The 12,182-nt window shown below is 60.2% G+C and carries 13 protein-coding genes; 7 read left to right on the top strand and 6 right to left on the bottom strand.

Annotated elements, in window-relative coordinates:
* Window positions 1–320 precede the first annotated feature (320 nt).
* Complete coding sequence (locus PR017_RS22040) at window positions 321–749, top strand: hypothetical protein (RefSeq protein ID WP_133255562.1); 429 nt, start codon at window positions 321–323, stop codon at window positions 747–749.
* A 317-nt stretch (window positions 750–1,066) separates the two neighbouring features.
* On the opposite strand, the gene PR017_RS22035 is transcribed toward PR017_RS22040, so the two are convergent.
* The 5 genes from PR017_RS22035 to traA all read right to left on the bottom strand — a co-directional run bounded on the left by PR017_RS22035 (window position 1,067) and on the right by traA (window position 7,560).
* Window positions 1,067–1,375 carry a transcriptional repressor TraM gene (locus tag PR017_RS22035; protein WP_111218229.1) on the bottom strand — a complete coding sequence of 103 codons (309 nt, stop codon included), beginning with the start codon at window positions 1,373–1,375 and terminating at the stop codon, window positions 1,067–1,069.
* A 532-nt stretch (window positions 1,376–1,907) separates the two neighbouring features.
* Window positions 1,908–2,537 carry a TraH family protein gene (locus tag PR017_RS22030; RefSeq protein WP_111218304.1) on the bottom strand — a complete coding sequence of 210 codons (630 nt, stop codon included), beginning with the start codon at window positions 2,535–2,537 and terminating at the stop codon, window positions 1,908–1,910.
* Between the two features lie 13 nt (window positions 2,538–2,550).
* Entirely contained in the window at window positions 2,551–3,816 is a 1,266-nt protein-coding gene (locus PR017_RS22025) for a conjugal transfer protein TraB (RefSeq protein WP_111218230.1), read from the bottom strand.
* Entirely contained in the window at window positions 3,737–4,264 is a 528-nt protein-coding gene (gene traF / locus PR017_RS22020; protein WP_111218231.1) for a conjugative transfer signal peptidase TraF, read from the bottom strand. The genes PR017_RS22025 and traF overlap by 80 nt, the downstream gene beginning before the upstream one ends.
* Window positions 4,261–7,560: a Ti-type conjugative transfer relaxase TraA gene (gene traA, locus PR017_RS22015; RefSeq protein WP_111218306.1), complete on the bottom strand. Its 3,300-nt coding sequence runs from the start codon at window positions 7,558–7,560 to the stop codon at window positions 4,261–4,263. The genes traF and traA overlap by 4 nt, the downstream gene beginning before the upstream one ends.
* Before the next feature lie 271 nt (window positions 7,561–7,831).
* On the opposite strand from traA, the gene traC reads away from it, so the two are divergent.
* From traC to PR017_RS21985, 6 genes are all read left to right on the top strand, one after another.
* Window positions 7,832–8,128, top strand: coding sequence for a conjugal transfer protein TraC (gene traC, locus PR017_RS22010; protein ID WP_111218233.1), 297 nt, complete (start codon window positions 7,832–7,834; stop codon window positions 8,126–8,128).
* 4 nt (window positions 8,129–8,132) lie between these two features.
* Window positions 8,133–8,348, top strand: coding sequence for a type IV conjugative transfer system coupling protein TraD (gene traD / locus PR017_RS22005; RefSeq protein WP_161959309.1), 216 nt, complete (start codon window positions 8,133–8,135; stop codon window positions 8,346–8,348).
* 31 nt (window positions 8,349–8,379) lie between these two features.
* A complete protein-coding gene (traG, locus tag PR017_RS22000; RefSeq protein WP_247749458.1) occupies window positions 8,380–10,305 on the top strand; it encodes a Ti-type conjugative transfer system protein TraG in 1,926 nt (641 codons plus the stop codon).
* Window positions 10,268–10,744 carry a thermonuclease family protein gene (locus PR017_RS21995; protein ID WP_111218237.1) on the top strand — a complete coding sequence of 159 codons (477 nt, stop codon included), beginning with the start codon at window positions 10,268–10,270 and terminating at the stop codon, window positions 10,742–10,744. Before traG ends, PR017_RS21995 begins: the two co-directional genes overlap by 38 nt.
* A gap of 96 nt (window positions 10,745–10,840) precedes the next feature.
* On the top strand, window positions 10,841–11,107 hold the full coding sequence (locus tag PR017_RS21990) for a WGR domain-containing protein (RefSeq protein WP_111218239.1): 267 nt from the start codon (window positions 10,841–10,843) through the stop codon (window positions 11,105–11,107).
* A gap of 83 nt (window positions 11,108–11,190) precedes the next feature.
* Window positions 11,191–11,469 carry an HU family DNA-binding protein gene (locus PR017_RS21985; protein WP_012648969.1) on the top strand — a complete coding sequence of 93 codons (279 nt, stop codon included), beginning with the start codon at window positions 11,191–11,193 and terminating at the stop codon, window positions 11,467–11,469.
* Between the two features lie 45 nt (window positions 11,470–11,514).
* Here PR017_RS21985 and PR017_RS21980 read toward each other — a convergent pair whose 3' ends face one another.
* Window positions 11,515–11,826 carry a DUF736 domain-containing protein gene (locus PR017_RS21980; RefSeq protein WP_041699667.1) on the bottom strand — a complete coding sequence of 104 codons (312 nt, stop codon included), beginning with the start codon at window positions 11,824–11,826 and terminating at the stop codon, window positions 11,515–11,517.
* Window positions 11,827–12,182 lie beyond the last annotated feature (356 nt).

Genomic DNA, 12,182 nt, shown 5'->3' with positions numbered 1-12,182 from the left:
ACTTTTATGACAATGGAGTTAGCATCAGAGGCGACTGATTAGATGCATCTATAGATTGCACAACAGAGATCGATCATCATACAGAGCGAAGTCTCCGCCGTGTCAGGAATTGCGCTGGTACGATGGCCACGAGAACAGGCGCGAGGCAAATATGCCCGTCTCAGGTCCGCCACCGCCAAGTGCGCATCTCGCGCGGGATGTAGGACAAAATCGACCGTATATGCGATCGATACAAATCTGTCGTCCTGTTTGATTTGCGCACCGCCGGCCATTGTCATCTCCAAATTTACTCCATCACAACGGTGCTTCTAGCATGGAGAATGCCAGGCGAGCGCTTCAGATTGGTCGGATGGCTGGGATCTGCGGTCAGCTTTATCGATGTCAGCATCATTGCGGTCAACCTGTTGCTGCTGTCATGGGCACCGGAGACGGCAATGCAGTTCATGCAGGCCTCGTCTTCGACCAAGGCAGCGACAGGGTTAGCGTTGTTTTCTGACCCTCCTCGCGTAATTCGCCTGCGACTACGGACTTGGCAAATCGCCGGCGGGCATAGCGGCGAATTTCCTCTATCTCGTCGCTCCCTGGCAACGCTGTTTGCCTTCGCTTCTCTCAGCGATAGTCCATTCGTCTACACCATCCTTGGCGGCGCAATGGCAATGCTAGGGACAATCATCGTCGACAATTGGGAAAGGTTTCATAACGGGCTCCACAAAATTACATACTACCTTGGGCACGCCGGAAGAGCGTGACGCCGTATTGTCTGTGCCTCCATCTCCCCGTTATGTACTCAGATGCACCAGAGGTCGCGAGCACCCCACCCGCCAGTTTCTTAAAAGGAGTGCGAGCAGGTCCTTCAATCTCGGATGACCTTTCAAAAGCATCACTCTACCAAACTTCATTCGACAGACCCGATCAAACGAAACACTGGCGAGATCAAATGACACACAGAACTCGTCGGCATAATGGGCAACGCCTCCACTAGATCGGGCAGTTTAAGCACGGAAACCAAACTATATAGCCATATCTGCCATCACACGATGATGTCCGCGCCTGACTTTGACCGTTGTCAGTTAACGACGACCTTGGGAATGAAGCCAAGGATACTGATCAGCGTGTTCACAGCGCTCATCTGCGCATGCATTTCGATGCTCGCTTCAATGTATCGAACATGCTGTGGGCCGCCGGCTTCTTTCCCGGTTTTGTAAGTCTCCGGGAGAGCCTGGAAGAGTTCATCGGCTTTCTCCACCAACTGCCGGTGTGTCCGGATAGCATCGATCGTGATTGCTTCCAAGTCCGCCGGAGGTAGTCCACGCGTCAGCCCAACCAATGGGCGAAGCTCGACCTTCTTCGTCAATGTTGCATCTTCCGATTCCATTCCTGACCTAACCCTGGTTTTGTCTGCGGTGCGCCCCCGCTGACGTTGAACCCTTTGAACCCTAGCCGGGGGTTAGAATCCGAGATGAATCGGCCCTGAGACCTTTAGCACCGAGGCGCCTGGACATGCGTCACAGGCCCCCGGCCACAAGGTCAGAGGGTTCCTGGCACCGTTTCGGTCAGCGCCAACCGTTCATCTGCGGATTCTAAGCCGCAACACAGCGCGTACTGCGTCATGCCCCTTATAAGAGCCATTCTAAAGAGATGCCAGCGCCGAACGACAGAACGACAGAACGACGGTGCAAATCTTCACATGCCTGCGGCGACGGAAGGCACGAAATACCCTAATGCCTGCAATTTTGAAGAAGAAATCATAGCGCCTAGTGACCGAAGATAGAATGCATTGTTGAGGGTGGCGACACGTGGTTGTTTTCCGCCACGCTCTCGTTGAGGAGCGATTCGCTTGGCGCGCGCACCGAACAAACTTTCCTCCTGACCCGCGTTCACCCACGCAGAAGCGAGGAGCTTGTTCCTCACTTCTCGCGCGCGCCGATGCCAGAAAGGTCGATCCGAATACCGGCCTTGTTCGGGTCGACCCGCTCCTCCCCAAGTGCAGGATCGACGTTGCCGCCCTTCATCTTGTCACTGCCGACTTCGGACGTTTCCGATTCCACCGTTGGTTCCGGCTCTGGCAGCTTCACGTCGCCGGGATCGGCTGCCCGGAACACGGCTGTCCCCTCGAAGTACCCGGTCTGCCAAGCAATGATCGCATCGTCGAACACCTGCGGCAGAACGTCCTTGTCGGTCGGATTGCCGTACCATTTGTTGACGATGCGATAGACCTTCGCGAACAGAGCGGTTCCCATCCGAAGATTGGCGCAGGCATCGACCAGGTCCGGCTTCAGCTGGCCCGCCTCCACGATGCCGAGCCCGGCAGGATATTGTGTGATCCCGACGCGCACGGTGTTGCGGCCGAGGTTCTCGCGTATCAGCGCGAGCGCTTCCTCCGCTGTCTTCGGCCTGGGCACCAGGATGACGCGGTTTCCGGAGCGGACCGTGATTGCGAGCGGGTCCGGTGCCCCTGCCCGCTCGATGAACTGTTCGACGATCGCCGGCTTCAGGCCGGGATCGCTGCATTCCTTGATGAGGGCGGCATCGACTATCGCAAACAATTCCTTATCTGTTGAACGCTGTGACGACGGGCAGTCCAAACAGCTTTGCCCAGGCCATCACGCTGACGTTTTGAATGGCGACGATTGACGTTCCCGCCGTCCACCATCCGTTGCCCGGGGCGACGATTGCGATCGGGGAATGCAGCATCGATTGCAGGACAGGCCAGAGGATGAGCTGCTCGTAGCAGATCAGCGGCGCAATCCTGTTTCCATCGATCTCGACGGCAGGATTGTCGAACAAATGTGCGCGAGCTCCACCGTCCCGCCCGGCCCACGTCCGCCACGGCTGCCACATCGAAACCGGAACCGGCATGCGCTCGCGATAGAGGACACGGTCTCCGCCAGCCGAGATCGCCACCATGACATTGTCATAACCGCTGGCATCGAGGACGGCCGCGCCGGCGATCACAGTTTGCTCCGAGCCTCGCAGACCTTGCTGCCAGAGCCGCGCGACGGTCGGCGTCCAGAAGCCCAGTGCACTTTCGGGAAGAACGATGAGCCGTGTTTTCGCCGATGCCGCCGCGTGCACCGTTGCGATCAGGTCACGGTGATGGTCGAGCGAACCGTCTCGTCCGAGGCTCGAGCCCTGTTCGAGGTCGACGCCCTTCCATCCCTCGGGTATATCAGGTGAAGTCCAAGTAGCGGCGGACCAGAGCCAGAATCCTCCCAGGACGATGGCGACAGCCGGCCAATATCGCGATGTCATCATCGCGAGGCCGGCTGTCATTGCGCCAAGCCCCCACCATCCCCATCCCGGAAAGAGCACACCCGTAGCGGTGAGCGGATGCGCCCAGCCGGTTATGCCGAGGGGCGGCAGTCCCATGAGCATCGCCGCCGCCAGATAGCGCGCCGCCCTGCCCATTCCCGGTCGACCTTTCCCCGTAGACTGCCCTTCCGGTTGCCCTTTCCAGAGGGCCGCATGCACACCGGCAAAGGAGAGCGAAGCGGCCACCCAAAGCAGAAGGCCGGGCCAGAGATCGGCGGCGTAGAAGTTGGCGACGCCCTGCGGCAGCCCTCGCGAGGCAGCGAGAAAATATCCCGCCGACACGAGCACCGCCGTTAGCCGCGACGGTGACATCGCCCATAGCGCCGGAAACAACACAGCGACCGGAAGGGCCAGGACATGACCGCTCCAGGCAGTCCAGCCGCAAGCGACGGATACCGCGATGAGTAGGCAGGGTCGCCGCCAGTTATGGATCGAACGTGAGGACCGGCCGCGCCAGGCCGAGAAGGCCCGTGTCGGGAACCGGTCCAAAATACCGACTATCATAGGAGCTCGCAAAGGATGAGTGAAGAAACAGATTTCTCAGGGGCACGATGCCGGTTTTGAACGGTGTGATCGGCCTGCCCTCGCCATCGCTCGCGCGAACGATCGATGAGGCGAGAGGCCTGCCGTCGACAGTGACATTTGCGCCGATTTCGACATGCTGTCCGGGAAGTGCCGAGACTGTCTTGATAAGCGGCGCAAAGCCACTGGGGCAGAGGCCACTCCTGACATAGCCGCGGCGCCGTGCCTCCTCGAATGACGCGGTCGCCGGTGGGCAGATGAACACGAGATCGCCGACCTCGACCGGACGCTGCAGGGCCATGATACGCCAGAGCCCAAGCGGCTCGCTCGGCGTCAGGTTCAATCGAAAGCCGCCGAAGTATGCGATTGCCGCCAGAGCGGCGATCATCCCGCCCACGCAGGCCAGGAATAGGAGAACGCGCCGCCTCATTGTTTCATCACCGGAGTCTGGCGCTGGGCGAGATGCAAATCTTCGGCCTGCCGCAAGGTCTGGACGGTGCGCTCGTGAGCACTAAGCTGCTGAGCCGTGCGCATAACCGGCCAGGCTTCTTTCAGCCGCTCCTTCAGGTCTGCCTGCATTCCGTCGGAGAGTTTGTCGAAGAGTTTTCCGGACGGTTCACGCGCGGCATTGGTGAGCAGTGTGCGTTCCCCGAACCGCTCAGTGACGGCCTGGTTGAACCCGTCGATCTCAGTCTTGGTTTCGCGATTACTGAGTGCATAGGCCATGGCCGCCGGCAGATCGTTGCGGTCGATCGCATCACGCACACGCTCCAGCACCAGATGTGCTGCCGGCGACAATGCTGGGATGTCGATCGACACGCGCTGACGCAATACCTGCTCGTCAGCCCGCAGCCGCTGCGCGGCGGTCTCGCGCATCCTCAGATACTGCTCAAGATCGCGCTTCAAGGCCGGAACATTGAGGTCTGCGACACGGCGGTCCTCGCGCTCAGTCTTGCTGGCAAGAATGCCGGTCTTGCCCCTTAGCGGTCCGATCGACGCCGGGGCGGTCGTCAGCGTCTGAAGCGCCAGTTTGGCCGTTTCCTTATCCTCTAGCACCGCATCGAAGTTCATCGCCCGGAAGGCGGCCTCGGGATCGGCAAAGACGTAGGCAAAACGGGTCGAAACCTCTTCCCATTGTCGTCTGAGGGCTGGATCGGTGTCGAGCTTGTTCTCTACAGTGTCTTCAACGGAACCGGAAAATGTCTTGATGCCTGCGACCATGGGCACGGCCTCCATCGTTTGGGTTTTTAAGGGGTGGTGCAGACCGAGACGCTCTGCAAAGTCTGCAAGGCGCTGGCCGAGATCGACCAATTTCGTCTTTTGGCGCAGCGTCCAGTCAAGCCGGTCGCGGACAAGTGTGCGGGCCACCTGGATGATGTTGAGCCCGCGACTTTCCGCAAACCGCAGCGCCTCGCGGTAAAGCTTTCCGCGCTCGTAATCGAGCGTGGTCTCCTTAGCATTTTTTCGGGAGAGTACCTTGGCCAGGCCGCCGTTAAAGGCGAAGGATCGCGTCCCATAATAAAGCTGCAGATCCTCGCGATGGCGGGTCATCGCCACATAGGTCAGATGCCGGTCCAGCGAGAGACTTGCCAACACCTTCACGCGGTCGACGGTCGCGCCTTGGCTTTTATGGATCGTGGTGGCGTAACCATGATCGAGATTGCTGTAAAAGCGTTGCTCGACGATGACCTGCCGGCGCTGATCACCTTCTCCGACGACAGCAACGATCCTGTTCGGTGCGGCCTCAGTGACATGAGCGATCATGCCGTTCTTGACGCCGAGCGAGGTCTCGTTCTTCAAGAAGACGATCTGGTCGCCTGCATCGAACTGGCGAATACCGTCAGCCGTCTTGAAGACGTGGCCATCACCCACAATGCCGCGCTCGACCAGTTTTTCGCGGGCCATGACGTTCAGCATGCGGACATCGCGGCGCAGATGCGCGAGGATGAGCGCGGTCTTCGCCGGATCGTAGCTATGGTTCCAGTCAGCGATCAGGCTCTCGACTGCTTCCGCCTTCAAACGCTCGCCGGTAATCCTGGCATTTGAATTGTAGGCGGCCAGCGCCCTTTCGACATTCCCCCGCGCCAGATCAAGCGACGCTTTACGCATCCAGTCTTCGCGCTGGCGATAGATCGTCTCGAGTTCGGCATAGCCGATGCGGTCGACGATGGCGCGGAAGGCAGCCCCCGCCTCGATCGGCTGGAGCTGTTCGGGATCGCCGACCAGGACGATCTTGGCACCGGACCTGACCACGGCATCGACAAAGCCCGCCATCTGTTTTGATGCGACCATGCCCGCCTCGTCCATGACGAAGACTGTCTTCTCATTGAGAACGTCACGGCCACGGTTCCAGCGCAGTTCCCACGACGCAAGCGTGCGGCTCTGGATCCCGGCTTCCTTTTCCAGCCCCTCCGCCGCCTTGCCGGCAAGCGCTCCGCCAACCACACGATATCCAGCCAGTTCCCACGCCTCGCGGGCAGACTTCATCATCGTGGTTTTGCCGGCGCCGGCGCGTCCAACCACGGCCGCGATCCGGGCGGGACCGGCGATCCGCTCGATCGCGGTTTTCTGCTCGTCAGACAGCTGCGCATGGCGCCGGACCGTTGCGTCGAGAGCAGCATCGGAGACATCATGACCATCCCGGTTCGACAGCCATAACGCCTGTCGCACCATCGTCGCTTCCAGCCGGATCATCGCCCGGGTCGAATAACGGGCAGGCATCTTCTCCCCGGTGGAAAAGTCGATCGTGTCGCGCTGCAGCCGGAGAACCTCTGGATTCAGGATGATGCGTAACATCAGTTGCTGGAAGACAGTCGGGTCATCGACATAACGATGCAGAACCTTGGCGACATCGCGCTCATCGAAGACGCTCTTCTCGCGGGTGATCAGGTCAACCACGATGCCCGGATTGCGAAGAATACGGCGGGCATTCTCGCTCCGCCGCTCTTCGTTCAATTCGATGCGCTCAAGCTCTGGCCGGACGCCCTGCTCCTGCGCCTTGCGCTCGATCGCCTTGGCGCCAACGCCGAGATGGATCGTCGGTTCGAGCTCGATACCCTGCCTCTCGTAGGAACGGCCGTCGATACGGTGATCGATGCCGCCGAGCGCCAGGTGATGGTTCAGCCGCTCGAACCATCCATCGCGTAAGGAATTGAAGTCATCCGTCGATCCGGCCCAGAGCTCATAGAGGATTTTGCCGGACTTCGTGCGGACCGGCTGGCCATCCTCGCCATTGACCGCAACCTTCTTCGATCCGAACCCCTCCTCGGTCAGCGGGCGCAATGTCGTCATCAGATGGATGTGCGGATTGCCTGGATTGTCGTGGTAGACCCAATCGGCAACCATGCCCTTGGCGTGGATGTGTTTTTCCACGAAGTCGCGAACTAACGCGATGTTCTGCTCCGGGGTGAGCTCCAGCGGAAGAGCGATTGTCAGGTCCCGGGCAAGCTGCGCATCGGAGCGCTTTTCGAAAGCCTCGACCTTGTTCCAGAAGGCTTCGACAGCTCCCGATACCGAGCGATCGGCGATCAGCGCCCGCACCCATTTCGGAGCATCCGCAGGAAGTACAAACTCCTCATGAAGCAGCCCCTGTTTGCGGGTGTAATCGATGGTACGAGCCTCGCGTTCATATTCCATCTTCGCGCAGTGCCGGTAGGCAGCAGACAGCACCACGCTGCGGCCGCCGCCGCGGCTCACGATGCTGGCTGAGAAATGGGCGATGGCCACGGCGTAAAACACTCCCGATTCGAACCTCGTTCCCAAGGAGCACCCAGTTTGAGCGGCAACCCTACGACGGCCCCGCCAGGGCCGCGGGCGAGCACGTCGCGTCAGCGACGTATAATTGCGCCCTTGGATCCGCTCCTTCGGAACGGCGGGATCATCCTCCAAAGTGTCGGCTTTGCCGACGTGCAGATCTGCACATTCCTTCGGAAGTGCTTTTGAGGAAATCTTGCAACGGAACAGACGGTGCCAAGATTTCAGGGGAGATGCGACCGGAATGAAGAAACCATCATCGAAGATCAGGGAAGAAATCGCCAGATTGCAGGATCAGCTGAGACAGGCGGAAACACGCGAGGCCGAACGCATTGGCCGGATTGCGCTGAAGGCCGGTCTCGGTGAGATCGAGATCGAGGAGACCGAACTACAGGCGGCGTTCGAGGAGATCACCGGGCGGTTTCGCGGAGGCAAAGGAGTTGCGACCGGGAAGAAGAACTCAGGGGATGGTCGCACCGGTGGTGAAACATCGGCCACGATCGCGTCTGGCGCGCCTGCGGGCGGGCTTGGTGAGGCTTGAACGCATGGCCCGCACAATGTCGGCTGACGCACGAAAGAAAGACACCCGCGAAAAAATCGAACTCGGTGGCCTGATCGTCAAGGCAGGACTGCGCTACGAGAAGCGGGCACTTTTGCTCGGCCTGCTGATCGATGCCAGTCGTCGCCTCAAGGGCAACGATGCGGAGAAATCGCGCCTCACGGCGATAGGCGCGGAGGCGTTCGGTCGTGAGGGCGAGTAGACTGTTCCTAGCTGCAATCCCGGCCACAACGATGATCGCCGTGGTGGTTTTTATGCCGGGGATCGAACACTGGCTGGCCGCGTTTGGGAAAACCGCGCAGGCCAAGCTGATGCTCGGGCGGATCAGCCTCGCGCTGCCCTATGCGACCGCGGCTGCTATCGGCACGATCTTTCTGTTCGCGGCGAACGGGACAGCGGCTATTAAGGCGGCAGGATGGGGGATCGTCAGCGGAAATGGTGTGGCAATCCTCATCGCGGTGCTACGTGAGGGGGTTCGTCTCGCCGGGATCGCTGGCGACATCCCGAAAGGACAATCCGTGCTCGGATATGCGGACCCCGCAACGATGCTTGGCGCATCGACAATGTTCCTCGCCGGCGTCTTCGCACTGCGCGTCGCGATGAAGGGGAACGCCGCCTTTGCCAAAGCCGCACCACGGCGGATCGGGGGAAAGCGAGCGGTGCATGGCGAGGCCGACTGGATGAAAGTGCAGGAGGCCGCAAAACTTTTCCCCGATCCCGGTGGCATCGTCGTCGGTGAACGGTATCGTGTCGATCGCGATAGCGTTGCGGCGGTGTCGTTCCGCGCCGATGATCCGTCGACCTGGGGAGCGGGCGGCAAAAGCCCGCTCCTATGCTTCGACGGCTCATTCGGCTCCTCGCATGGCATCGTCTTCGCCGGCTCCGGCGGTTTCAAGACGACGTCGGTAACGGTCCCGACCGCGCTCAAGTGGGGTGGCGGTCTCGTTGTCCTCGATCCATCCAGCGAGGTCGCGCCGATGGTATCGGAGCATCGCCGCAAGGCTGGCCGAAAGGTGATCATTCTCGATCCCTCGGCGTCAGGCGTCGGTTTCAACGCGCTCGACTGGATCGGGCAACATGGCAGCACGAAAGAAGAGGACATCGTCGCCGTCGCGACCTGGATTATGACCGACAATCCGCGATCGGCGTCTGCCCGCGACGACTTCTTCCGGGCATCGGCGATGCAGCTTCTGACGGCCCTGATCGCCGACGTCTGTCTGTCCGGTCACACCGAGGAGGAAGACCAGACGCTGCGCCGTGTGCGTAAGAACCTTTCGGAGCCTGAACCACAGCTGCGGGCGCGCCTGACAAAAATCTACGAGCAGTCGGAATCGGACTTCGTGAAGGAGAACGTCTCGGTCTTCGTCAACATGACGCCTGAGACGTTTTCCGGCGTGTACGCGAATGCGGTGAAAGAAACCCACTGGCTGTCCTATCCGAACTACGCCGCCCTCGTCTCGGGTGACAGTTTCTCGACGGACGATCTTGCCGATGGCGGGACAGACATCTTTATTACGCTCGATCTGAAGGTCCTCGAAGCCCATCCGGGACTGGCACGCGTGGTTATCGGATCGCTGCTCAATGCCATCTACAATCGGAACGGCGATGTGAAAGGTCGCGCGCTCTTCCTGCTCGACGAAGTCGCCAGGCTCGGCTATCTGCGCATCTTAGAGACCGCCCGCGACGCCGGGCGCAAATACGGCATTACGCTGACGATGATCTTTCAGTCCATCGGCCAGATGCGCGAGGCTTATGGCGGGCGGGACGCTACGAGCAAATGGTTCGAATCCGCTTCGTGGATATCATTTGCCGCGATCAACGATCCTGATACTGCCGACTATATCTCGAAACGCTGCGGCGATACGACGGTCGAGGTCGACCAGACAAACCGCTCGTCAGGGATGAAGGGATCGTCGCGCTCACGCTCGCGGCAGCTTAGCCGCCGGCCGCTGATCCTGCCGCATGAGGTGTTGCGCATGCGCGCTGACGAGCAGATCGTCTTCACCTCAGGCAATCCGCCGCTCAGATGTGGACGCGCGATTTGGTTCAGACGTGAGGACATGAGCGCGTCCGTCGGAGAAAACCGGTTTCACAAGCAAATCACGGAAGGGGTTAAGAATTATGAGACCGCTCCGACGACAGGCACAGAGGCCACATGACTTGAGACTTTTTACGGCAATTGCCAGCCTCTCCCCCTCAGCCATTGGCTTCCTCGCATCTGTTGCCTCAGCCCAGCTTTCAAGCAGCGCGAGCGAAGCCTTCTCTGTCTGCGGAAGCGGGCAACGTATCACCTGCGTGGTAGACGGCGACACGTTCTGGTTTCGAGGGGAAAAGATCAGGATCGCCGACATCGACACGCCGGAGCTCAGCCCGCCGAGATGCCAGCGCGAACGCGAGCGAGGTCTTGCGGCGAAACAACGTCTGCTCGAGATCCTCAATTCGGGTCCAATCTCGCTCAAGACGACCGCCAGGAATGAAGATCGCTTCGGTCGCAAGCCCAGGATCGTCTACCGCGATCGGCGATCGGTTGGCGATATACTCGTTGCAGAAGGCCTGGCGCGGAAGTGGGAAGGATCGCGCCGGAGCTGGTGCGAATGATCCGGGCGCTGGCGGATCACTATTGTGAATCGATGATGCCCGACCGATTCAAAACTGTCATTGGACGGCAGATTCCGAACGCGCGATTCTACGGGCATGATCACGCAGCCCTACCATCTTTATGTCGAGCGTATCGCGCCGGAAAAGAACATGGCGCGGTTCTACGCACTTGCCGTTCAGCCGACACTGTTCGGCGAGGTGTCGCTGGTGCGCGCCTGGGGGCGGATTGGAACGCGCGGACAGCAGATGGTGCATCTGTTTGACAACGAGAGACAAGCCATCACCCTGTTCCTCGACGTGCTTCGCGAGAAGCGCAAACGGGGTTATCGGCCAAAACGACCTGTGGACATCCCACGGATCTGATCCTCGGCCCCATCGTCGCCGATGACAATCCGGTCAGAAGCTGACACGGATTTTATCTTTGACAACAAGATGCGAGGAATTCCATGACCACCACCAATGAAATCGCCGACAAGATCGCAGCCGATAACGGCCTGACGAAGGTTCAGGCCAAGGGCATTGTCGAGGCCGTCTTCCAGGCCATCGCCGATGCCGCAGGCTCCGACGCTGAAACCTCGATCCCCGGCTTCGGAAAATTTAAGGTGAAGGCATCGCCTGAGCGCGAGGGTCGCAATCCCGCGACCGGGGAGAAGATGACGGTTGCGGCTTCGAAGAAGCTGACCTTCGCGCCTGCCAAGGCGCTCAAGGATGCACTGAACAAGTGATCCCTGACGTGGAGAGCCCCGCCTTGGCGGGCGGGGCATCCAATCTCAGTCCCGGTTCGACCGGGACCAGATGAGGGAGAGGCCTTCCTCGCCTTCGACCTCGATCAGCGTTGCGTAGATCGGAGCCGGGAAGCTCGGGTCGTCGAGCTTGACCGAGAGGTAGTCGCGACCTTCGTTCGAGGTCTTCTTCCAGGCTGCGCCGAATTCTACCGTAGCCCCGGCGAGGATGCGGTAGTCCGGGCCCTTTTCGGAGGTGCGCTCGACGGCGCGGATGGTTGCCTTGACGTTGAGGTTGAGGGTCTTGATGGTGCCGGAGAAGCCGTTGCCGGAAGCGGTGAAAGAGCCGATGGTTGCCATTGTCGTAATCCTTTTCGGTTGTTCGGGCCGCGTCCATCGCGGCCTCGATGGCAGTCGATAGGACCGTGGACGATCGGCCTGCATCCAACGGACCGAAACGGAGTGGAGGACGGCCAGGGAGAGGCTTTCTTGTCTCGCGAGGAATGGGCGCTTCAGCGCACAGGGGAAGAAAACGAGCCGGCCGTTGCGGATGCCGATCGAGCCGAGCATCGCGAGGTGGTCTTTGGTCAGACATGCCCCATCGAGACCGCAGTGGACGTGCCAGTGGACGGATCAAGGATTACGGCAAATGGCATCATTCTGGTGGTGACCAATGGGAACGGGTGCGTAGCGCCAACAGCCCGGATCGAATGGTC

The sequence above is a fragment of the Rhizobium tumorigenes genome (assembly GCF_003240565.2).
GTDB lineage: Bacteria > Pseudomonadota > Alphaproteobacteria > Rhizobiales > Rhizobiaceae > Rhizobium > Rhizobium tumorigenes.
This window is presented reverse-complemented; position numbering and strand designations above follow the sequence as displayed.

Coding starts and splice junctions, on each gene's coding strand:
- PR017_RS22040 (WP_133255562.1), top strand. CDS start 321: ATGCCAGGCGAGCGCTTCAGATTGGTCGGATGGCTGGGATCTGCGGTC.
- PR017_RS22035 (WP_111218229.1), bottom strand. CDS start 1,375: ATGGAATCGGAAGATGCAACATTGACGAAGAAGGTCGAGCTTCGCCCA.
- PR017_RS22025 (WP_111218230.1), bottom strand. CDS start 3,816: ATGATAGTCGGTATTTTGGACCGGTTCCCGACACGGGCCTTCTCGGCC.
- traF (WP_111218231.1), bottom strand. CDS start 4,264: ATGAGGCGGCGCGTTCTCCTATTCCTGGCCTGCGTGGGCGGGATGATC.
- traC (WP_111218233.1), top strand. CDS start 7,832: ATGAAGAAACCATCATCGAAGATCAGGGAAGAAATCGCCAGATTGCAG.
- traD (WP_161959309.1), top strand. CDS start 8,133: ATGGCCCGCACAATGTCGGCTGACGCACGAAAGAAAGACACCCGCGAA.
- traG (WP_247749458.1), top strand. CDS start 8,380: ATGATCGCCGTGGTGGTTTTTATGCCGGGGATCGAACACTGGCTGGCC.
- PR017_RS21995 (WP_111218237.1), top strand. CDS start 10,268: ATGAGACCGCTCCGACGACAGGCACAGAGGCCACATGACTTGAGACTT.
- PR017_RS21990 (WP_111218239.1), top strand. CDS start 10,841: ATGATCACGCAGCCCTACCATCTTTATGTCGAGCGTATCGCGCCGGAA.
- PR017_RS21985 (WP_012648969.1), top strand. CDS start 11,191: ATGACCACCACCAATGAAATCGCCGACAAGATCGCAGCCGATAACGGC.
- PR017_RS21980 (WP_041699667.1), bottom strand. CDS start 11,826: ATGGCAACCATCGGCTCTTTCACCGCTTCCGGCAACGGCTTCTCCGGC.